This is a genomic window from Sphaerisporangium viridialbum (assembly GCF_049674955.1).
GTDB lineage: Bacteria > Actinomycetota > Actinomycetes > Streptosporangiales > Streptosporangiaceae > Sphaerisporangium > Sphaerisporangium viridialbum.
Window position 1 is genome coordinate 7209452 of the sequence record NZ_CP187232.1, and the last position, 22047, is coordinate 7231498.

Annotated in this window: 15 protein-coding genes; 12 read left to right on the forward strand and 3 right to left on the reverse strand. The window is 68.1% G+C overall.

Translation table 11 applies throughout. The features are described from left to right. The first annotated feature begins 190 nt into the window (after positions 1-190). The 7 genes from ACOZ38_RS32605 to ACOZ38_RS32635 all read left to right on the forward strand — a co-directional run bounded on the left by ACOZ38_RS32605 (position 191) and on the right by ACOZ38_RS32635 (position 12399). Complete coding sequence (locus ACOZ38_RS32605; RefSeq protein WP_424534902.1) at positions 191-2044, forward strand: LVIVD repeat-containing protein; 1854 nt, start codon at positions 191-193, stop codon at positions 2042-2044. A 109-nt stretch (positions 2045-2153) separates the two neighbouring features. Beyond that, on the forward strand, positions 2154-2786 hold the full coding sequence (locus tag ACOZ38_RS32610; protein WP_424534903.1) for a hypothetical protein: 633 nt from the start codon (positions 2154-2156) through the stop codon (positions 2784-2786). A gap of 613 nt (positions 2787-3399) precedes the next feature. Next, a complete protein-coding gene (locus ACOZ38_RS32615; protein ID WP_424534904.1) occupies positions 3400-6555 on the forward strand; it encodes an OmpL47-type beta-barrel domain-containing protein in 3156 nt (1051 codons plus the stop codon). Positions 6556-6672: 117 nt separating this feature from the next. Then, entirely contained in the window at positions 6673-7305 is a 633-nt protein-coding gene (locus ACOZ38_RS32620) for a hypothetical protein (RefSeq protein ID WP_424534905.1), read from the forward strand. 100 nt (positions 7306-7405) lie between these two features. Then, on the forward strand, positions 7406-8455 hold the full coding sequence (locus ACOZ38_RS32625) for a hypothetical protein (RefSeq protein ID WP_424534906.1): 1050 nt from the start codon (positions 7406-7408) through the stop codon (positions 8453-8455). A 145-nt stretch (positions 8456-8600) separates the two neighbouring features. Further along, positions 8601-10475, forward strand: a complete 1875-nt coding sequence (locus ACOZ38_RS32630; protein WP_424534907.1) for an acyl-CoA dehydrogenase family protein — start codon at positions 8601-8603, stop codon at positions 10473-10475. A 289-nt stretch (positions 10476-10764) separates the two neighbouring features. Beyond that, complete coding sequence (locus ACOZ38_RS32635; protein ID WP_424534908.1) at positions 10765-12399, forward strand: cytochrome b; 1635 nt, start codon at positions 10765-10767, stop codon at positions 12397-12399. A 214-nt stretch (positions 12400-12613) separates the two neighbouring features. Here the strand turns inward: ACOZ38_RS32635 and ACOZ38_RS32640 are convergent, their stop codons facing one another. Both ACOZ38_RS32640 and ACOZ38_RS32645 read right to left on the reverse strand, forming a co-directional pair. Then, positions 12614-12751: a hypothetical protein gene (locus ACOZ38_RS32640; protein WP_405139544.1), complete on the reverse strand. Its 138-nt coding sequence runs from the start codon at positions 12749-12751 to the stop codon at positions 12614-12616. 305 nt (positions 12752-13056) lie between these two features. Further along, entirely contained in the window at positions 13057-13554 is a 498-nt protein-coding gene (locus ACOZ38_RS32645; RefSeq protein ID WP_424534909.1) for a GNAT family N-acetyltransferase, read from the reverse strand. A gap of 761 nt (positions 13555-14315) precedes the next feature. On the opposite strand from ACOZ38_RS32645, the gene ACOZ38_RS32650 reads away from it, so the two are divergent. The 4 genes from ACOZ38_RS32650 (at position 14316) to ACOZ38_RS32665 (ending at position 20598) form a co-directional block, all read left to right on the forward strand. Then, complete coding sequence (locus ACOZ38_RS32650) at positions 14316-17858, forward strand: discoidin domain-containing protein (protein ID WP_424534910.1); 3543 nt, start codon at positions 14316-14318, stop codon at positions 17856-17858. A 659-nt stretch (positions 17859-18517) separates the two neighbouring features. After that, positions 18518-19486: an ArsR/SmtB family transcription factor gene (locus ACOZ38_RS32655; RefSeq protein WP_424537127.1), complete on the forward strand. Its 969-nt coding sequence runs from the start codon at positions 18518-18520 to the stop codon at positions 19484-19486. Positions 19487-19659: 173 nt separating this feature from the next. Next, on the forward strand, positions 19660-20085 hold the full coding sequence (locus tag ACOZ38_RS32660) for a hypothetical protein (RefSeq protein ID WP_424534911.1): 426 nt from the start codon (positions 19660-19662) through the stop codon (positions 20083-20085). A 105-nt stretch (positions 20086-20190) separates the two neighbouring features. After that, positions 20191-20598 carry a RidA family protein gene (locus tag ACOZ38_RS32665; protein WP_424534912.1) on the forward strand — a complete coding sequence of 136 codons (408 nt, stop codon included), beginning with the start codon at positions 20191-20193 and terminating at the stop codon, positions 20596-20598. Positions 20599-20632: 34 nt separating this feature from the next. On the opposite strand, the gene ACOZ38_RS32670 is transcribed toward ACOZ38_RS32665, so the two are convergent. After that, complete coding sequence (locus ACOZ38_RS32670; protein WP_424534913.1) at positions 20633-20992, reverse strand: YybH family protein; 360 nt, start codon at positions 20990-20992, stop codon at positions 20633-20635. A 122-nt stretch (positions 20993-21114) separates the two neighbouring features. On the opposite strand from ACOZ38_RS32670, the gene ACOZ38_RS32675 reads away from it, so the two are divergent. Next, positions 21115-22020 carry a LysR family transcriptional regulator gene (locus ACOZ38_RS32675; RefSeq protein ID WP_424534914.1) on the forward strand — a complete coding sequence of 302 codons (906 nt, stop codon included), beginning with the start codon at positions 21115-21117 and terminating at the stop codon, positions 22018-22020. Positions 22021-22047 lie beyond the last annotated feature (27 nt).

The following is a 22047-nucleotide window of genomic DNA, read 5'->3' on the forward strand; positions in this document are numbered from 1 at the left end:
GTGGTGTACACCCGGAACAATAGAGATGTCATGGTATAGAACATCAAGGTCGTCTCCGTTACAGTTCGCGGGTAACACCAAAGTGGATCTCCCCCCCAGCTGGCGTCGCAAGAGGCACCGGCCAGATCCCGGGTCGCCCTTCGCGATCGATCAACTAGGGAGGAGATGCCCGAAAGAAGGGAAACGGCCCGTGAGAAGTAGCCGTTCGGCACGTGGGGGACGTGCCAGACTACAAAAGCTCGGGATCATCGCCGCAAGCGCGTTACTGCTGGGGCTACTGCCGGCCGCGACCTCCGCGGCGGCCGCGTCGGCCGACGTCGACCCCCGGGTCGGTCTCAGCGCCGGATGGCTGGACGCCCAGCAGGCCATCAGCGGAATGGAAATGACCGCGCACCGGGACAGGCCAGAGGGCTTCTACGTCCCCTCCAGCCCAGGCAACGGCTCGTACCTCAACTCCGACCTGGCATTCGGCGGAAACTACGCGTTCTCCGGCAATTATAACGGTTTCAACATCTACGACATCTCCACCGGTGGTAACCCCGTGCTGAAGACGTCGGTGGTGTGCCCGGGCGGGCAGGGCGACCTGTCGGTGTACGGGAACCTGCTGTTCATGTCGGTGGAGGAGACCCGCGGCCGGATCGACTGTGGCACGCAGGGAGCCAGCGGAACCGTCAACCCCGACCGCTTCCGCGGTGTCCGTGTCTTCGACATCAGCGACATCAGCCACCCGGTGCAGGTGGCGGCGGTGCAGACCTGCCGCGGCTCGCACACCCACTCGCTGGTGACCAGCAAGAACGAGCCGGAGAACGTCTACGTCTACGTCTCCGGCACCGCCAGCGTTCGCTCCGGCCAGGAGCTCGCGGGCTGCGCCAACACGGCGGCGACCGACCCGGCCACCTCGCTGTGGCGGATCGACGTCATCCGGGTGCCGCTGGCCGCGCCGCAGGACGCGGCGGTCGTGAGCAACCCCCGGCTGTTCACCGACCCGCAGACCGGCGCGATCAACGGCCTGCAGAACTCCCCGCCCACTCCGCAGCACCCGGCGGGCATCAACTGGTCGCCGTCGCCGGTCACCAACCAGTGCCACGACATCACGGCGTACCCGGAAATCGGTCTGGCCGCCGGTGCCTGTGCTGGTAACGGCATCCTGATCGACATCTCCGACCCGACGAACCCGAAGCGGCTCGACGCGGTCTCCGACCCCAACTACGCGTACTGGCACTCGGCCACCTTCAACAACGACGGTACGAAGGTCGTCTTCACCGACGAGTGGGGCGGCGGCTCCGCCGCGCGCTGCAGGACCACCGACCTGCCGTCCTGGGGCGCGAACTCGATCTACGACATCGTCAACGGCAAGCTCGTCTTCCGGAGCTACTACAAGATGCCGGCGCCGCAGACGACGATGGAGAACTGTGTCGCGCACAACGGGTCGCTCGTCCCGATCCCCGGTCGCGACGTCATGGTCCAGGCCTGGTACCAGGGTGGCCTGTCGGTGTTCGACTTCACCGACTCCAGCAACCCCAAGGAGATCGCTTTCTTCGACCGTGGCCCGGTCAGTGGCACCTCGCTGGTCACCGGCGGCTACTGGTCCGTCTACTGGTACAACGGCTTCATCTACGGTAACGAGATCGCACGCGGTTTCGACGCCTTCAAGCTGACGCCGAGCCAGTTCCTCAGCCAGGCCGAGATCAACGCGGCGGCGGCCGTGAAGCTCGACAGGTTCAACGCGCAGCACCAGCCGAAGCTGACCCCCGGCCTCTCGCTGGCCGTGACCGCCCAGGCCCGCTGCGTGGGCACGTCGGCGTACGTTGCGGTGACGGGCGTCAACGACGGCACCGTGCCGGCGAACGTGACGCTGACGACCGCCTACGGTGCCAAGGCCGTGGCGGACGTCGCCCCGGGCAAGCAGGCGTACCAGTCCTTCAACACCCGGACCGGGCAGCTCGCCGCGGGCACGGCGACCGTGACGGGTACCGCGACGATCGGTGGCAAGCAGGTCACCTCGTCGCTCGACGCCGCCTACACCGCGATCAGCTGCGGCTGACCGAATCGGCGGTAGCCACGGTGTACGCGCCGGGGACGCCGCTTAGTTGAACCGGGGCCGGCCGGCCGACAGGACGGCCGGCCCCGCCCCCCATAAGTGGAGCAATCACATGAAAAGCAACAGGACCCCCCAGATACTCGCCGTATCCGTGCTCGCTCTCGCGCTTGCCGGTGTGGCCGGTCCCGCGATGGCGGACGGCGACCCTGACAACAGCGGGATCGAGGTGTCGGTGAAGATCGAGCCGCTCCGCGTTCCCGGTCAGGTGTCGATGACCGTGGCCGACAACAACGGCGTGACCCTCGCGGAGAACGGGTCGAACGCCGCCGCCCGCCAGTTCACCGGCACCCTGCCGACGGTCACCGTGACCGACACCCGTCTTCCCGACGAGATCCCCACGGGAAACTTCTGGGCCGTCGTGGGCCAGTCCAGCCAGCTGGTCGCGACCGGCGACCCGGCCAAGACCATCGGCCCGGAGTACCTGGGATGGACCCCGCACCTGCTCACCGGCTCCTCCACCGGGTCGGTGGCACCCGGCGAGCCCGTCTCCAGCGTCGTCTCCGACGGCACCGGAGCACCCGCCGTGGGTCTGCAGGGCCAGGAACTGCTCGTCTCGACCGCGAACTCCGCCGACGAGATCGGCACCCACCAGGTCAACGCCGACCTCGCACTGCGCACACCCGTCGACGTCGCCGCCGGCGAGTACCACTCGACCCTGACGCTCTCGCTGTTCAACCAGTCCTGAGCCAACGGGGGAACACTCCCCGCCCGCTGTGGCGAGACCACGTTCACCGTCGTCGTGACGAGGAGAGTCGGGGCACGTGCTCCCGCACCTACCGACACACCATCGAGTGACGACCGGCGCGGTACCTGCCGGTCTTCCGGCAGGTACGAAGACCCGCTGGTAGACGGGCGTGTCACAGCTCGGCTCCGGTGGAGCTCCCCAGCTCCACCGGAGCCGCCGTCTTCTCAAGGACCAGTCGGCCGGCCGGCTGTGCGCCTGCCGAGACTCCATCCATGCCCCCTGCCTCGGTCGAGGCTGCCGTTCGATCCCCGGTCCCACGGGTTTTGGGCGGCACTACCGATGTGGGATCTGGGCGCTACATCCCCAAAAGTGCTCAGAAATAAGAATGTTATCGAAAAATACCTTAAACGGTAAATATGACCGCTTGACGGAAATGGGACCGTTGCAAAAGACTTCCCTCGACTTGCGTGCGTCCTGCCAGGCTGAACTCCCCCCACCTGGCCGGCACGCAGATGGAGGAACGTCAATGAGAGGCGCTGCCAACAGCAGCAGAGCTCGCCGCTTCGCCGTTGCGCTCGCATTACCCCTGGCTATCGCTGTCAGCCCACTTCCGGTGCTCGCCGACCCGAGCCCGCCGGTGAGCGACGTCGCCCCTGACCGGCTGCCCGCCACCGAGCAGAACGGCGTCGCCCTGGTCCGGATCGTCGTGCCGGAACAGGCCGACGTGGACCGGCTGGCCGACATGGGCGTGGACCTGGCCGAATACAAAAAGCCCGTGGATGACGGCATCGAGGTGCACGCCATCCTCAGCCCTCGGGAGGCCGATGACCTCCGGGACCAGGGCTTCGATCTTCGTGGCGTCATCTCCGACGAGAGCGACTTCGCCGCCAACAAGGTCGAGCGGTCGCAGGCCCTGGCGAGGGTCGCCGCGGCCGAGGCCGCGGCGGAGGACACGCTCACGGTCCTGCGCGCGGAGTGGTTCACCAGCGTGGACAACCAGCGCTTCCTGTCGGTCGAGGTGAAGTCGAGCGCGACCGACGCGCAGACCGTCCTCACCGCCACCTGGGACAGCGGCAAGGACACCGCCCCCGACTCGGGCGGCACGGCGACGATGTCCCGCTTCACCGACGCCGGCCAGTACATGTACCACCGGTTCACCTCGCCGCTCGCGATCGACCGGGAGCCGGCCAAGGTCACGGTGACCAGCAACCGCGGCGGTACGGTGACGGCGAAGGTGAGCAAGTGGCTGGGTGCGCCGCGCAAGGCGCCGAAGGAGCACTACGTCTCCGACTTCACCGACCACTACATGGACCCGACCGAGGTCACCGACCGGATGGTCAGTCTGGCCAAGGAGTTCCCGAAGACGTCGGAGATCATCAACCTGCCGTACAAGACGAACGGCTACCGCCGGCTCGCCCAGGCGCAGTTCGGCACGGCCTCGGCCGGCATCGTCTACCTGAGCTCCAAGACCTACGGCAGCGAGGGCGGCAACGACATCACCGCGGCGCTGGTCAACCCGAACGCCGCCTCCTCCCCGCTGTCGGTCGCGGTCAACGGCAAGGACATCGTGGTCAACCTGGCCACGAACGCTTCCGGCGCGATCACCAGCACGGCCAAGCAGGTGGTGGACGCCGTCAACGCCGACCCGGCGGCGTCGGCACTGGTGACGGCGAACACCTACCGCGGCAACGCGGGCGCGGGCGTGGTGGCCGCTGCGACGACCGTGCGGCTGACCGACTACCTCAAGGCGCCGGCCGGCGTGTCGCGCGACCCCTTCCAGATGAAGGTCCTGCGCATCGGCAAGAAGCGGGACCGCTCCAAGACCGGCGTGTTCCTCTACTGCCAGGAGCACGCCCGTGAGTGGGTGACTCCGCTGACCTGCGTGGAGACCGCCGAGCGGCTGCTGCGCAACTACGCGCGGGACAACGCGACCAAGAAGCTCGTGGACAACCTCGACATCTTCGTACTGCCGACCGCCAACCCCGACGGCGCGCACTACTCGATGTACGACTACAACATGCAGCGCAAGAACATGGTCAACTACTGCGCCGCCAGCGCGGCCGACCCCGCGAACCGCAACGCCTGGGGTGTCGACCTGAACCGGAACTTCTCGGTCGGCGCCATCTTCGACGGGTACAACGGCTCCTCCTCGACCTGCACCAGCGAGACCTACTCCGGCCCCTCCAAGCTGTCGGAGCCGGAGACCCGCAACGAGGTGTGGCTCACCACCCAGTACCCGAACATCAAGTTCGCGATGAACACGCACTCCTACGGCGGCTACTTCATGTGGCCTCCGGGGGCCTACAAGACCGCCGGGCGCGAAGTGCTGCCGCGGGTCGACTTCGGTACCGAGAACTACTTCTGGTCCGCTTCCGACCACATCCTGTCCGCGGTGCAGACCCACCGCGGCACGGCGATCTGGCCGGGCCGTACCGGTCCCGTCACCGACGTGCTCTACTCGGCGGCCGGTAACAGCGCCGACGAGCACTGGTACAACCGCGGCATCATCGGCTGGGACTTCGAGGTCGGCGCGGACATGTACAACCCCGCCACCAAGCGGTTCACCGCGGTCGGCTTCCAGCCGGCCTTCAGCGAGGGTCACGAGGAGGTGATGGAGTTCGCCAACGGTCAGATCGCCATCCTCGAGGTCGCCCGCGCCTTCGCCGACGACCACGAGCGTCCCGAGTCCGACCTGAAGATCACCAGTCGGACCGACACCTCCACCACGTTCACCTTCAAGATCAACGAGCCCGCCAACGTGTACTACACGCTGGACGGCAGCCGGCCGACGCTGAACTCGCTCAAGCTGGCGTCGGCGGGCATGCGTGAGAGCGCGCAGCAGATCACGGTCGACAAGACCACCGAGGTGTCCTGGTTCGCCGTCGACATCGCCGGCAACGTCGAGAAGAACTACAAGCCGGACGGCAACGGCAAGAACTACAACAAGGAGACCGTGAAGGTCAAGACGCCGCCGGTGACGACCGCGACGACCACCCCGGCCGAGCCGGCCAGTGGCTGGTTCACCGGTCCGGTGTCGGTCACGCTGTCCGCGACCCCCGGGCAGGAGAGCAAGGTCGACCGTACCGAGTACCAGCTCGACGGCGGCGCCTGGACCAAGTACACCGCGCCGATCGCCATCACCGGGGACGGCTCGCACACGCTGGCCTACCGCTCCGTCGACAAGGCCGGCAGCGTCGAGGTTCTCAAGACGCTGACCGTCAAGGTGGACGCGACCGCGCCGGTGACGACCGCCACGGTCGGTGCGGCGGACAACGGCGGTGTGCCGGCGACCCTCTCCGCGACGGACGAGACGTCCGGCGTGGCGAGCACCGAGTACTCCCTGGACGGCGGCGCCTGGGCGCCGTACACCGGGACGGTCACCGTCTCGGGGCAGGGGCAGCACGAGCTGCGGTACCGCTCGACCGACAAGGCCGGGAACGTTGAGGAGATCAAGGTTGTCGCGGTGTCGGTCGCTCCGCAGATCGCGCTGACCGTGACCGCCCAGGCCCGCTGTGTGGGCACGTCGGCGTACGTGGCGGTGACGGGCGTCAACGACGCCTCCGTGCCGGTGAATGTGACGCTGTCGACCGCCTACGGTGCCAAGACCGTGGCGGACGTGGCCACGGGCAAGCAGGCGTACCAGTCCTTCAACACCAGGACCGGGCAGCTCGCCGCGGGCACGGCGACCGTGACGGGTACCGCGACGATCGGTGGCAAGCAGGTCACCTCGTCCTACGACGCCGCCTACACCGCGATCAGCTGCGCCTGACCGGACCGGCGGTGGCCACGGTGAACGCCGTAGGTGCCCGGGGGCGCCGCCTTCAGTGAACCCGGGGCCGGTCGATTCGGCCGGCCCCGGCCCCGCACCCATAAATGGAGCGATCAAATGAAGACCAAGAGAGCTACCCAGATACTCGCCGCATCGGTGCTCGGCCTCGCGCTTGCCGGTGTGGCCGGTCCCGCGATGGCGGACGGCGACCCTGACAGCGACGGGATCGAGGTGTCGGTGAAGATCGAGCCCCTCCGCGTTCCCGGTCAGGTGTCGATGACCGTGGCCGACAACAACGGCGTGACCCTCGCGGAGAACGGGTCGAACGCCGCCGCCCGCCAGTTCACCGGCACCCTGCCGACGGTCACGGTGACCGACACCCGCCTTCCCGACGAGATCCCCACGGGAAACTTCTGGGCCGTCGTGGGCCAGTCCAGCCAGTTGGTCGCGACCGGCGACCCGGCCAAGACCATCGGCCCGGAGTACCTGGGATGGACCCCGCACCTGCTCACCGGCTCCTCCACCGGGTCGGTGGCACCCGGTGAGCCCGTCTCCAGCGTCGTCTCCGACGGCACCGGAGCACCCGCCGTGGGTCTGCAGGGCCAGGAACTGCTCGTCTCGACCGCGAACTCCGCTGACGAGATCGGCACCCACCAGGTCAACGCCGACCTCGCACTGCGCACACCCGTCGACGTCGCCGCCGGCGAGTACCACTCGACCCTGACGCTCTCGCTGTTCAACCAGTCCTGAGCCGAGGGGGCGGGACGCCCCCTGCCGCTGGGTCCGTCCGGGACGTGTGCCAGTCTGGCCCACGTCCCGGACCTTCACGATGAGACAGGAGACACCTCCGTTGGCCAAAAGCAGTCCGCGCAGGGCACTCGCCCTCCTCACGCTCCTGTGCGCTGTCGCGACCACCCTGGTCGGGTTCGCCGGCCCGGCCGGCGCCGCAGGCCGGAGCGACATCACCTGGTCGGTCGCGCCGGCCGACGCCAAGGGCCCCGACGGCCGCAGCGTGATCGATGTCGAACTGGCCGGTGGGCAGGAGGCGACCGAGCATGTCGCGATCATCAACCGCTCCACCAAGGAGGTCGTCTTCGCGATCGACGCCAACGACGGCTACCTGACCGCCAAGGGACTGTTCGACATGCGGCCCTCGGACGCCACGCCGACCGACGGCGGAGCATGGATCAAGCTTCCCGACAAGGTGACCATTCCCGCCGGTGGCACCGCCGTCGTACCCGTCAAGGTCTCGGTGCCGCGGAACGCGACGCCGGGGGACCACCCCGCGGGTGTCACCGCGTCCGTGGACACGATCTCCGGGCAGGTCCGGGTCCAGAACCGGGTGGGCGTCCGGGTGAACCTCCGCGTGACCGGCGACTACGTGGCCAAACTCGCCGTGACCAATCTGCGGACCGAATACACCGGCTCATGGAACCCCTTCGCCGCGGGCCACATCGACGTGACCTACACCGTGGCCAACGTCGGCAATGTCCGGGTGGCCCCGGACGCGCAGGTCCGAACGTCCGCGTTGGTGGGGGAAAGCGGCTGGGACGACACGTCCGAAGCCAAGACCAGGGAAATCATGCCGGGTGGCAGTCGCGAGTTCACCGCACGGGTGACCGGCGTCTGGCCGATGGGGTCGATCACCACGAAAGTCGTGGCGATCCCCTCACCCGTGGGTAAGTCGCCCCCGGGCGTCGTCGCCGAGCGGGTGACGATCGACACCACGCTCTGGGCACTGCCGTGGCCGCAGCTTGCTTTCCTCGTCCTCCTCGTCGTCGCCTTCCTGGTCATCCGGGTGACCGTTTCCCGGCGCCGCAGGCGCCTTGAGCGGCAGGCCGCGATCCTGCGCGAGGCAAGCGAACTGATCGCCCAACACGGCGGCACACCGAAAGACTGACCAGGACCGGGGGCGCCGGGCGATCGGAAGAAGACACCATGGCCCGGAGCGCTGGACGCGCAGCGTACCGCTGGCGGTACCGGAAGCTACTCACCGGTAGCGAACAGGCGTAGCGTCGAAAGCATCACGGTCTGAGGAGGTCGCGATGACCGAATACGCCAGGGCACGTGAGGTCGCCGAGCAGGCCCGCGAGAAGGAGTGGGCCCGTCCGAGCTTCGGAAAGCAGCTTTTCCTCGGCGACTTCCGGCCCGATCTCGTCCATCCGGCACCGGAGTTGAGCGAACAGGAGGCCAAGAAGGGCGAGGACTTCCTGCGGGCGCTGCGGAGGTTCCTGCACGACAGCGTCGACCCGGCGCTCATCGAACGCTCCGCGGTCGTGCCGGACGACGTGGTCAAGGGCCTGCGTGCGCTCGGCGCGTTCGGGATGACGATCGACAACAAGTACGGCGGGCTGGGGTTGAGCCACCTGTACTACACACGGGCGCTGATGCTCACCGCGTCCTACTCCCCCGCGCTCAGCGCGCTGCTCTCGGCCCACCAGTCCATCGGCGTACCTCAGCCGCTCAGGCTGTTCGGAACGCCCGAGCAGAAGCAGCGCTTCCTCCCCCGATGCGCACGCGGCGGAATCTCCGCCTTTCTCCTCACAGAGCCCGATGTAGGGTCCGACCCCGCCCGGCTGTCCACGACCGCCGTCCGCGACGGCGACTCGTATGTCATCGACGGGGTGAAACTGTGGACGACCAACGGGGTCGTGGCCGACCTCCTCGTCGTGATGGCGCGGACGGGGAGCAAGATCTCAGCCTTCGTCGTCGAGGCCGACGCCCCCGGCATCACCGTCGAGCACCGGAACTCCTTCATGGGCCTGCGCGGGATCGAGAACGGGGTGACCCGCTTCCACCAGGTCCGCGTCCCCACGGGCAACCTCATCGGCCGCGAGGGACAGGGGCTGAAGATCGCACTCACCACGCTCAACACCGGCCGCCTCTCGCTCCCTGCCACATGCGCCGGCACGGCCAAGTGGGCCGCGAAGATCGCACGCGAGTGGGGCACCGAGCGAGTCCAGTGGGGTCACCCGATCGGAGAGCACGAGGCGGTGGCCCGCAAGATCTCCTTCATCGCCTGCACGGCTTACGCCCTGGAAGCCATCGTCGACCTGGTCAGTCGCCTGGCCGACGACGAGACCAACGACATCCGCATCGAGGCGGCCCTGGCCAAGCTTTATGGCTCGGAGATGGCCTGGCGAGTGGCGGACGAACTGGTCCAGGTGAGGGGCGGACGGGGATACGAGACCGCCGAGTCGCTGCGGGCCCGCGGCGAGCGGGGCGTCCCCGCCGAGCAGATACTGCGGGACGTACGGATCAACCGCATCTTCGAGGGCTCCACCGAGATCATGCATCTGCTCATCGCTCGCGAGGCCGTGGACACGCACCTCTCGGTCGCAGGAGGGCTCATCGACCCGAAGGCCGACCTCAAGGCCAAGCGACGGGCGGCGACCAAGGCGGGCGGCTTCTACGCTCGCTGGCTGCCCACGCTGGTGGCGGGGGCCGGCCAGCTCCCCACCTCCTACTCCCATTTCGGCCCTCTCGCCCACCACCTCAGGTACGTGGAACGGACCAGCCGGAAGCTCGCCCGGTGCACGTTCTACGGCATGTCGCGATGGCAGGGGAAGCTGGAGCACAAGCAGGGCTTCCTCTCCCGGATCGTGGACGTCGGCGCCGAACTGTTCGCCATCACCGCCACCTGCGTCCGGGCCCAGGAGGACGCCGCCGAGTTCGGCCGCAAGCCGCAGGAGATCGCGGACATGTTCTGCCACCAGGCTCGGCTGCGCGCGGACGCGCTGTTCCACCGGCTGTGGGACAACTCCGACGCGCGAGACGTACGGCTGGCCCGCCTGATCCTCGACGGACGTTACACGTTCGTGGAAGAGGGCATCCTCGACCCCTCACTGGACGGCCCCTGGATCGCCCCTGCCCTACCCGGTCTGTCCACCGCGAGCGACGTCCACCGCCATATCCATTGACGCGACGCCGCTCTGGTCGAGTCCCACCCATTTTTGGGTCGCTGTTGCATGTCAGATGGTTCGCAATTGCACGCATTCGCGATGAGTATGGGGGATGGCGGTACTCCAGGTCGGCTCGTTTGCTGAGTACCTTCGCCGACGACGGCAGCAGGCGAAGACCCCTGCGCCGCCGGAGGTCGCCAAAGCGCCTCCGGTGCCACCGCACCAGCGGGACGGGGGCACACGGAGCGACTTCAACGGCCGGTCCCAGCTTCTGGGAGCGCGGGGACGCCGAAGCTAGGGGGCAGGCATGAGCCTCGACAGCACTCCCAAGGCCATCGCGCACCACGCGAGCTTCATCGACGACCGCATCGGCGCCGGGAGCTTCCTCAAGCGCAACCTACGCAAGGTCTTCCCCGACCACTGGTCGTTCCTGCTGGGTGAGATCGCGCTCTACTCCTTCGTCATCCTGCTCCTCACCGGCACGTTCCTGACGTTCTGGTTCAAGCCGAGCATGGCCGAGGTCGCCTACAACGGCTCGTACGCGCCGCTGGTGGGCGTGCACATGTCCCAGGCCTACGAGTCCTCGCTGCACATCAGCTTCGACGTCCGCGGCGGCCTGCTGATCCGGCAGATCCACCACTGGGCCGCGCTGCTGTTCGTGGGGGGCCTGATGGTGCACATGCTCCGGGTGTTCTTCACCGGGGCGTATCGCAAGCCGCGCGAGCTCAACTGGATCATCGGTGTGCTGCTGTTCACCCTGGCCCTCGCCGAGGGGCTGACCGGTTACTCGCTTCCGGACGACCTGCTCTCCGGCGCCGGTCTCCGCATCACCCAGGGTGTGTTGATCTCGCTCCCGCTGGTCGGTACGTATCTCTCGTTCTTCCTGTTCGGCGGCGAGTATCCCGGGGAGGACGTGATCTCGCGGTTCTACACCATCCACATCCTGCTCATCCCCGGCCTCCTGCTGGCGCTCATCGCCGCTCACCTGACGCTGATGTGGGTGCAGAAGCACACCCAGATGCCGGGCAAGGGGCGCACCGAGCACAACGTGGTGGGCGCCCCGCTCTACCCGGCCTTCATGCTGAAGTCGGGCGCGTACTTCCTGTTCACCTTCGGCGTCCTGGCGCTGCTCGGCACGTTCGCCCAGATCAACCCGATCTGGCTGTTCGGTCCGTACACGCCGGCGGACATCTCGGCGGGATCCCAGCCCGACTTCTACATGGGCTTCCTGGAAGGCTCGCTGCGGCTCATGCCCGCATGGGAGATCAACTTCCTGGGGTACACCCTGCCGCTGAGCGTGCTCATCCCGGCCCTGCTGCCGATGGGCATCATCTTCACCGGCCTGGCGCTATACCCGTTCGCCGAGCGGTGGATCACCGGGGACGACCGTGAGCACCACCTGTGCGACCGGCCCCGCAACAATCCTCACCGCACCTCGATCGGCGTCGCGGCGATCACTTTCTACAGTCTCCTGTTGGTGATGGGTGCCAACGACTGGATCTCGGCGAAGTTCCACATCCCGCTGTACACCACGACCGAGGTCGGGCGAGTGCTCATCTTCCTCGGGCCGGCGCTGGCGTACGTGGTCACGTACCGGCTGTGCGTCGGACTTCAGCGCAGGGAACTGGAGCAGGTGCTCCACGGCGTGGAATCCGGGGTCATCAAGCGCCTGCCCAACGGTGAGTACGTCGAGGTTCACGTTCCTCCGCCGGACGATCTGGTGGAGCTGGTACAGGGGAAGAAGGCCATCCCCGCCATCGAGGCCGCTCCGGACGGCGATGGCGTGCCTCCGAAGGGGTTGCGCACCCCGCTCGGCAGGCTCCGAGCCGAGCTCAGCCGGGCCTACTCCTCCGACACCGATGCCATCGGGCTGGAAACGGCCCACGAGGGGCACGAGCGGGAGGGCGAGGGCGCTCCCCCTCCGGGGGTCAGAGTCGACTGAGTTGGACGGACCGAAGTGGTGCCGACAGCGCGGGATCTCGCGTGAGCCCGGGTCAGCGTCTCAAAGCAAAGGGCCACGGAGGACCGTGGCCCTTTGAGGATCGACCGGTCCTCCGTGCTGCCTCGCCGTTGCTCTCCGGCGAGACCCGCCCGCTCCGGTGCCGGAGCAGGTCGGTACAACCTCGGGCGGCTTGATCGCTTCGGCCGCTGACGGGTCAGAGCTTGGTGAGCTTGGCGTACGGCGCCAGGATGCGCTCCTGCTGCGGACCGAAGTCGACGAGCACAGCGATGTCATCCTCGACACCGATGACTCGGCCAAGGCCGTACTTGTCGTGGGTTACCAAATCCTGCAAGGCATACTGCTCGACAGGGGGGAGGGGAGCGGCTGGGACGTTGAAAGGACTTCCAGGCAGGTAGCGCCGGGTCACGGTCCGGGATGTCTTCATTGTCTCCAGTATGCGCCTACCGGGCCCATCACGGTACATGTCTTGCCGATTAATCCGCAGAGTTCGGTGCCCTGGCCAGCGCATACACCTCTGGTCCGCACCTCGTCCACGGGCCGTCATGACCACCATACGGCCTCCCGGTCAGGATTTCCGGGTTACCACGCCGCCACGCGGAGCGACCGCGGTTCGGTTGGCGGGCATCAGGCCGCGTGTCATTGGAGCCGCTTGACCAGGAACCGTGCGGGATCGGCGGCCTCGTGGCGTGCTCCCTGGTCGTCGAGGTACTGGTAGCGGTCGAGATATCGGCACCCGGTCTCTTCGTAGCCGAGCCGGAGATAGAGCGCCGCCGCCCGGTGGTTCTCGTCGTCGACGCCCAGGCCGATCCGCTGGTGGCCGCGTTGGCGGGCGCGGGCCTCGGCTGCGTGCACAAGTGCCGTCCCGATGCCTTGGGACTGCCGTTCGGGTGAGACCGTGAGGCCGTTCAGCTCGGGACAGTCGGGGTAGCGCTGAGCGACCTCGGGGGCGGCGCATCCGTGCCACAAGATCTCACCCGAACCGACGGGGATGTCATCGGTCCAGGCGACGAGGAACGTGCTGCGGCCCTGCTCCTGCCGGCGGAAGCGCGCCTCGTGGAATCGGTTCCGTCCGGGCGACGGGATGTGGTGCTCCAGTGGACCGAGATCCTGATCCCGGCATTCACGGATCTCCATCAGATGCCCTCTTCCACGTGGCCGACTTCCGTTCGCCCTCGGAGGGTACGTGCCTGCGTGGTGCGGGAGGCGGGAGACACGACTCCCAGTGTTACGCCCATATGTCGTACCTGGAAGCAGGTGACCATAAGGTGTCGCACCCTGCGGAGAACCGGCGATTTCCCCGATAGCTCCTGCCGACCGAATCCCAGGGATACGGCTATTCCGAAATCCCCTTCGCCCCCCTTCTCTGCCCTCAGGAACCCCGGCGCCGGCGGCCCTCCGGCCCCTCCCCCGGCACGCGCCACCACTTCCGGACGACGGGTATCCAGGACACAGATAACCCGAATTCGGGCAGACCGGGTGGGTCGGCCGTAACCACTCCGTGTCATACCAAGCCGGGCTTTCCAAACCGTTGACGCGGCCGTAGCACGTATGTAACCTTTGGCCAACGCCCTGCAAGATTCTTGCAAACCACTGTTCTATTTCTTTCTTATCTCCGCAAGTTCTGGCTGGAACGCACTGCGTCCGTGCACCCGCCCCGCCCCCATCCACGGAGGCCCAGGTGATGTCGGCTTCGGCATTGCGCGGTCGGTCGCCGCCCCCACGACCCGTCGGTTGCAGCGTTCATCGCCGTCTGCGTTGAGAAACAGCACCCCCCAGCGACACCTCGGAGCGTCGCGCGGCGGAGGTCACGCACTCCCGCTTCACCCTGTCGTTCCAGACGAGAGATAGAGAACTCAATGAAGATGAAGTACCCAGCGTTAAGGCTGGTCGCAGGCTTGGTCGCGACCAGCCTGCTCGTGTTGGCGGGGCCGGTCCTCCCGGCCTCGGCAGCGGGCCCCAACCTGGCATCGGGGAAGGTCGTCTCGGCCAGCAGCTCCAACAACCCCTACACCGCCAACAACGCCAACGACGGAAACCAGGCCACCTACTGGGAGAGCAACAACAACGCCTTCCCGCAGTGGCTGCAGGTGGACCTCGGGTCGGCCGTCAGCGTCAACCAGGTCATCCTGAAGCTCCCGACCGCGAACTGGGGCGCGAGGACCGAAACCCTGGCGGTGCAGGGAAGCACGAACGGGACCTCCTTCTCCGACCTCTCCGCCTCGGCCGGGCGCGTCTTCGACCCGTCGGCCAACAACACGGTGACGATCAACTTCACCGCCGCGAGCGCCCGGTACGTCCGGCTGAACATCACCGGTAACACCGGATGGCCGGCCGGCCAGATCTCGGAGTTCGAGGTGTACGGCCCGGTCTCCGGCGGCGACATCACCCCGCCGACCGCGCCGACGAACCTGGCGTACACCCAGCCCGGCTCCGGCCAGATCAAGCTGACGTGGGGCGCCTCCACCGACGACGTGGGCGTCACGGGCTACGACATCTACGCCAACAACAACCTGCGCGGCAGCGTGGCCGGCAACGTCCTGACCTACACGGACAGCCAGCCCGACACCGCGACGGTGTCCTACTTCGTCAGGGCCAAGGACGCCTCGGGCAAGGAGTCGGCGAACAGTAACACCGTCACGCGCAACGGCAGCGGCACCGGCGGCTCGAACCTCGCGGTCGGCAAGCCGATCACCGCCTCGGGCTCCGTCTTCACCTTCGTGCCCACCAACGCCAACGACAACAACGTGGGGACGTACTGGGAGGGCAACGGCGGGGCCTACCCCAACACCCTCACCGTGCAGCTCGGTGCCAACGCCGACGTCAACTCGGTCGTGGTGAAGCTCAACCCCGACAGCTCGTGGGGCACCCGCACGCAGACCATCCAGGTGCTCGGGCGTGAGCAGAGCGCGACGACGTTCAGCAACCTGTCCTCGGCGACGGTCTACACCTTCAACCCCGCCTCCGGGAACTCCGTGAGCATCCCGGTCAGCGGCAGGGTCGCCGACGTCCAGCTCAAGTACACCAGCAACTCCGGCGCCCCCGCCGGCCAGGCCGCGGAGTTCCAGGTCATCGGCACCGCGGCCCCGAACCCCGACCTGACGATCACCGGCATGTCGTCGGCCCCGGCCGCCCCGATCGAGACCGACGCCATCACGCTGTCGGCCACGGTCAAGAACATCGGCACCGCCGCCTCGGGCGCGACGAACGTCAACTTCTACCTCGGCACCACGAAGGTCGGCACCGCCGCCGTCGGCGCGCTGGCGGCCGGAGCCACCAGCACCGTCTCGGCGAACATCGGAGCGCGTGACGCGGGCACCTACCCGCTCAGCGCCAAGGTCGACGAGGACAACAGCGTGGTCGAGCAGGACGAGACCAACAACAGCTACACCAGCCCGTCCTCGCTGGTCGTCAAGCCGGTCGACACCTCCGACCTCGTGCCGGGCACCTCCTGGTCGCCCAGCAACCCGGCGGCGGGCAACAACGTCACCTTCTCCGTGGCGATCAAGAACCAGGGCACCGTGGCCTCCGCGGGCGGCGCCCACGCCATCACCCTGACCGTCGCCAACGACGCCGGCACCGTCGTCAAGACGCTGACCGGCTCCTACACCGGCGTGATCGCCCCCGGTGCGACCACCAGCCCGGTCAACCTCGGCACCTGGACGGCCGCCAACGGCAAGTACACCGTCAAGACGGTGATCGCCAACGACGCCAACGAGCTGCCGGTCAAGCAGGGCAACAACACCGTCACCCAGCCGTTCTTCGTCGGCCGCGGCGCGAACATGCCCTACGACAGCTACGAGGCCGAGGACGGCGTCATCGGCGGCGGCGCGGCCGTGGTCGGCCCGAACCGCGACATCGGCGACCTCGCCGGCGAGGCGTCCGGCCGCAAGGCCGTCACGCTGAACTCCAACGGCGCCTACGTCGAGTTCACCACCAAGGCCAGCACCAACACCCTCGTCACCCGGTTCTCCATCCCGGACGCGGCGGGCGGCGGCGGCATCAACTCGACGCTGAACATCTACGTCAACGGCACCTTCCTCAAGCCCATCAACCTGACGTCCAAGTACGCCTGGCAGTACGGCAACGAGACCCAGCCGTCCAACTCGCCCGGAGCCGGGCCGCGTCACATCTACGACGAGGCCAACGTCATGCTCGGGACCACCGTCCCGGCGGGCAGCAAGATCAGGCTCCAGAAGGACGCGGCCAACACCAGCAACTACGCGATCGACTTCATCAACACCGAGCAGGTGTCGGTGATCCCGAACCCCGACCCCGCGAAGTACGCGGTGCCGACGGGCTTCGCCCACCAGGACGTGCAGAACGCGCTCGACAAGGCACGCCAGGACACCAACCTCGTCGGCGTCTACCTGCCCCCGGGCGACTACCAGACGGCCGGCAAGTTCCAGGTCTACGGCAAGGGCATCAAGGTCGTCGGCGCCGGCCCCTGGTACACGCGCTTCTTCGCGCCGACCACCCAGGACAACACCGACGTCGGCTTCCGTGCCGACTCGACCGCCAACGGGTCGACGTTCTCGGGCTTCTCCTACTTCGGGAACTACACCTCGCGCATCGACGGTCCTGGCAAGGTGTTCGACTTCTCCAACGTCGCCAACATGGTGATCGACAACATCTGGGTCGAGCACATGGTCTGCATGTACTGGGGCGCGAACACCGACTTCATCACGATCAAGAACTCCCGCATCCGTGACACGTTCGCCGACGGCATCAACATGACGAACGGCAGCACGGACAACCTCGTCAGCAACAACGAGGCGCGCACGACGGGCGACGACAGCTTCGCGCTGTTCTCGGCCATCGACGCGGGCGGGGCCGACGAGAAGAACAACGTGTACGAGAACCTGACGGCGATCCTCCCCTGGCGTGCGGCCGGTGTGGCGGTCTACGGCGGGTACGCGAACACCTTCAGGAACATCTACATCGCCGACACGCTGACCTACTCGGGCATCACGATCAGCTCGCTGGACTTCGGCTACCCGATGAACGGCTTCGGCGCCTCCCCGCCCACCACGTTCGACAACATCTCGATCGTGCGTGCGGGTGGTCACTTCTGGGGGTCGCAGACCTTCCCCGGAATCTGGATCTTCTCCGCCTCCAAGGTCTTCCAGGGCATCCGCGTGAACAACGTGGACATCGTGGACCCGACCTACAGCGGCATCATGTTCCAGACGAACTACGTCGGCGGCCAGCCGCAGTTCCCGGTCAAGGACACCATCTTCACCAACGTCTCGATCACGGGCGCCAAGAAGAGCGGTGACGCGTTCGACGCCAAGTCCGGGTTCGGCATCTGGGTGAACGAACTGCCGGAGCCGGGCCAGGGCCCGGCGGTCGGCACGGCCACCTTCAACAACCTCGTCCTCAGCAACAACGCCGTGGACATCAAGAACACGACGTCGACCTTCACCATCGTCCGCAACTAGCGGAAACCGGTTCACCGGCTTCCGGGGGCGCGAGTCCCCGGAAGCCGCCCCGCAGACGAAGTGCCGCCGGAGACCACTCTCCGGCGGCACTTCCGCGTTCCGGATACGGCATGCTGTGGGGTCTTCCTCCTATAGCCCACCCGTCACCCAATTGACGGCGGCACCGAGTGCCGCCCACCCAAGGACGTGTCCTACCCCCGATGGCGGGAACACGGGTGGCCGAACCGCCGAACTGATCGGCGCGGGCCACGGAGCCACGGCCCGGCAGGCCGCGGCGTCGGGTGGGCAGCGGGGCCCGGTGTCTCGCACTCTTCACCGGGACGCAGGAATTCGTGGCAGGCCAGGTAGCCCTTCGCGAGCGGCCCGGCTTCTCACTCACCCCCAGAACGCAAGAATTCAAAACGAACCAAGCCCTCTCAAGAGCGGCCCGATGTCCCTCGCTCACCCTCGGGGCGCAGGGATTCGAGGCGGACCAGGTCGTTTTCTGAGAGGCGTAGGGCGGCGACGTTCTGGGTCAGGCGTCACCACCGTGCTCGGCGGCGGGCCTCGGGAGTCCCGGCGAGACCTGGGGGACCGCCGAGACCTGGGGAGGCCACTTCGTTCCGAGCCGGTTTGCGGCGCCCGAAAAGGGAGGGAACCAGCGAGAATTGATCTCTGTGATGCGCCTCCACTTCACCCCTGCCGACCTGCGTCAGATCACGCTGGCCCCGGGCCCCGTCCCGCTGTGGGAGATCGTCGTGAGCGTGCACCGGTTGCGGCTGCCGGCGACCGTCGGGCCCCGGCACAGGTTCGGCCTGAACGGCTGGGAGCGCGAGGTGAGCCGCGGTCTGCGGGCGCGGGCGGGCGTGCTCCTCGACCTGATCCCCCCGCATGACTACCTGCCCGACTTCCTGCTCCAGCCGTCCACAGGCGACCTCGCCGAGGGCATCGAACTCGCCACGCGGGCGCCCATCGCGCAGATCTCCGCCGACCTGAGTACGCTCGCCGCCCACCGAGAAGCCGGCCGCTGGTCCTTCGAGCTCGCCTCAGACGCCCCCCGCGCGCGGCAGACCCTCGCGAGGGACCTGCGCAGGTACTTCGACTCGTCGGTGGCGTCGCGGTGGCCGCGGATCCAGGCCGACGGCCTCGCCGACCGCGCGCTGCGCGCCGAGACCCTACTCAGAGGCGGGGTCGACGCGCTCCTCGCCACCCTCGACCCCCAGTGGCACTGGCAGCCGCCGGTGCTGCGCATCCCGTTCCCCGGCGCGTGGGACGTCGATCTGGGCGGGCGCGGGCTGGTGCTGGTGCCGTCGTACTTCATTCTCGGGCCCCTGCTGATGGAACAGCCGGACGGGCCGACCGTCCTCGCGTATCCGATCTACCGAGGCGAGCAGCCGGTCTCGGCGGCCGACACCCTCGGGCCCCTGCTCGGCCGTACGCGGGCCGCCGTCCTCGCCGCGCTTCGCGACCCGGCCACCACCACGTCCGTGGCCGAACGGGTCGGCGTCTCCCTCGCCTCGGCCAGCCAGCACGCCGCCGTGCTGCGCAACGCCGGGCTCGTCTCGACCGTCCGGATGGGCGGCGCCGTCCTGCACACGCTGACACCGCTGGGGTCGACCCTGCTGCGCAGCGATTCGCTCACCACCTGAGAAACACGCCTCTCGCCCCCGGGAACGGCGTCGAACAGGCCCTTTCGGGCAGGACCGAAAGGCATTGTGACCGCGATTCCCGGATCTTATCGTCATTCCTGAAGCCACCGGCCCTGATTCAGCCGGAAATCACGAATAACGGCCGCAGGAAAGACGAAAGGCGTTATCAACACATGTTCGGCACGAATTCCCTCGCAACCAAGGTCCGCAACAGGTCAATGGCCGTGCTCTTCGCCACGACGGTGGCCGGCACGTTCTCGTTCGCGACCGCGGCACACGCGGCTCCTTCGTCGGCTCTGCGGGATCCGGGGTGCACTTTCTCCACCTCGACGACCGCCGTCAGCCAGTCCGACCTCACTGGAATGCTGCTCGGGGTGAGAGTCAAACTGCTCGAGAACGGTTGCGGCTCCACCATCCGCGCATACGTCCATTGCAACGGCTTCCCGTACGGGACCTATTACAGGTACGGGGCGTCGATCTCCTCGAAGGGGGCCACCACCACCGCTCTGTGCAGCGCCGGCGACCCTCGCTACGGCAAGTCCGGGTACGAGATCAAGTCCGGAAGCACCTGGACCAAGGTGCCGACCTTCACCGCCTGACCTGGCATGACTTCCCCCGGTAGGCGTGACCGGGTAACCGGGGCACCGGGTCACGCCGCCGCCCCCACCGCCGGCGACCCGGCCGGCGGTGGGACCATGCTGGGCATGAAAGACGTCGAGTTCAGCACTCCACCGACATTGCCCCCGACCAACGGGTACAGCCACGTCGCCAGCGTCCCTCCGGGCAGCCGGCTCGTATGGACCTCCGGCCAGGTCCCGATCGCCGCGGACGGCGCCGTCGCGGCCGAGGGCGACTGGGAGGCCCAGACGCGCCTGGTCATGGAGAACGTCGGCGCCGCGCTGGAAGCCGGCGGCGCCACCTGGGACGACGTGTTCAAGCTCACGATCTTCGTGGTGGACACCTCCGCCCTGGCCACCGTCCGGGCCGTACGCGACGAGTTCCTCAACCTCGAACGGCCGCCGACCAGCTCGCTCGTGCAGGTCGCGGGCCTGTTCAGACCCGGCATCCTCATCGAGATCGAGGCCGTGGCCGCCGTACCGGCCGCTGACTAGCAGCGGGGGTGCCAGTGCCCCGATGAGGGAGAGTTCAGTCGCGGATCTCGGGCCGGTCGATGACCCTCAGCCACGTGCCGTCGGGCTGGCGGCGCACGACCTGCACCCTGCCGCCCGTGCCGTCGGACGGTCGTGTCGAGGTGAGCGCCAGGTCGCCGTTGCGCAGCGTGGGCAGCGCCTCCTCCAGCTTGAACTCGGGGGCCTGCGCGATCAGCCGCTCGCACACCTCGCGGATCGCCTCGCGGCCGGCCGTCACCTGCCCTGGCGGGAACCCCAGTACGGCGTCGGGCTCGTACAGCGCCGCCAGCCCTTCGGCGTCGCCGGCGTTCGCCCGCTCCACGAAGAGCCGCGCCAGGTCCTCGGGCTCCCTCGCCCCTGCACGTCCATCGGTCATCGTCGATTCTCCTTATATGAGATCCGGGCCGTGATCTCCCGGCCCGGCGTCGTGTCCATCGTCGCGCCGGCACCGGTCAGAAGTCCAAGAGCTGGATTCACTGATCGCTATAATCAGGCGTTATGGAGCTGCGGCAGCTTGAGTACTTCGTGGCGGTGGTGGAGGAGGCGAGCTTCACCAAGGCGGCGGCCAGGGTGCACGTCGCCCAGCCCGGCGTGAGCGCCCAGATCCGCCGGTTGGAGCGTGAGCTCGGCGAGGAGCTGCTCGACCGCTCGGGGCGCACGGTGCGCCTCACGGCGGCGGGCGCGGCCGTGCTCCCGTACGCCCGGGCCGCGCTCGGGGCGGTGGCCGGCGCACGGCTGGCCGTCGACGAGCTCACCGGGCTGATGCGCGGGCACGTCGCCATGGGCATGGTGATCTCGTGCTCGTCCGTGGACGTGCCGGCTCTGCTGGCGGAGTTCCACGAGGACCATCCCGGGGTCGAGATCACCCTCTCCGAGGCCGACTCCGACCACCTGATCGAGGCCCTGCACTCCGGGGATCTCGACCTGGCACTGGTGGGTCTCGGGGTCGACCGGCCCCCGGGCATCGAGATCCAGGCCTTCGTGGACGAGCGGTTCGTCGTGGTGGTGGCTCCCGGCGACGCGCTGGCCGGGCGGGAGGCCGTGCCCCTCGACGCCCTGCGGGAGCGGTCGCTCATCAGCCTGCCCCGGGGCACGGGCCTGCGATCCATCGTCGACGACGCCTGCGCCTCGGCGGGCTTCCGGCCGCGCGTCGCCTTCGAGGCCAGCGACCCGCGCATGCTCGCCCAGCTCGCCGGGCGGGGCCTCGGCGTCGCCATCGTCCCCGAGTCCCTCCCCGCCTCCTACGACGGGGAGCTGCGCACCCTGACCCTCGTCCGTCCCAGCCTGCGCGGGCGCGTCGCCCTCGCGTGGCGGGCTGAGGGCCCGGCCGGCCCCGCGGCCCGCGCCCTGATCGCCCACGCCCGCAAGGTCCTGCCCGACCTACGGGCGGACGGCGAGCCGTGAACGGGCGCCGCCCCGGCGAGGAGGCCG

Excerpts from the sequence above, each read along its gene's own strand:
- ACOZ38_RS32635 (WP_424534908.1), top strand. The coding sequence starts at position 10,765 with ATGAGCCTCGACAGCACTCCCAAGGCCATCGCGCACCACGCGAGCTTC.
- ACOZ38_RS32655 (WP_424537127.1), top strand. The coding sequence starts at position 18,518 with ATGCGCCTCCACTTCACCCCTGCCGACCTGCGTCAGATCACGCTGGCC.
- ACOZ38_RS32665 (WP_424534912.1), top strand. The coding sequence starts at position 20,191 with ATGAAAGACGTCGAGTTCAGCACTCCACCGACATTGCCCCCGACCAAC.
- ACOZ38_RS32645 (WP_424534909.1), bottom strand. The coding sequence starts at position 13,554 with ATGGAGATCCGTGAATGCCGGGATCAGGATCTCGGTCCACTGGAGCAC.
- ACOZ38_RS32610 (WP_424534903.1), top strand. The coding sequence starts at position 2,154 with ATGAAAAGCAACAGGACCCCCCAGATACTCGCCGTATCCGTGCTCGCT.
- ACOZ38_RS32630 (WP_424534907.1), top strand. The coding sequence starts at position 8,601 with ATGACCGAATACGCCAGGGCACGTGAGGTCGCCGAGCAGGCCCGCGAG.
- ACOZ38_RS32670 (WP_424534913.1), bottom strand. The coding sequence starts at position 20,992 with ATGACCGATGGACGTGCAGGGGCGAGGGAGCCCGAGGACCTGGCGCGG.
- ACOZ38_RS32620 (WP_424534905.1), top strand. The coding sequence starts at position 6,673 with ATGAAGACCAAGAGAGCTACCCAGATACTCGCCGCATCGGTGCTCGGC.
- ACOZ38_RS32660 (WP_424534911.1), top strand. The coding sequence starts at position 19,660 with ATGTTCGGCACGAATTCCCTCGCAACCAAGGTCCGCAACAGGTCAATG.
- ACOZ38_RS32675 (WP_424534914.1), top strand. The coding sequence starts at position 21,115 with ATGGAGCTGCGGCAGCTTGAGTACTTCGTGGCGGTGGTGGAGGAGGCG.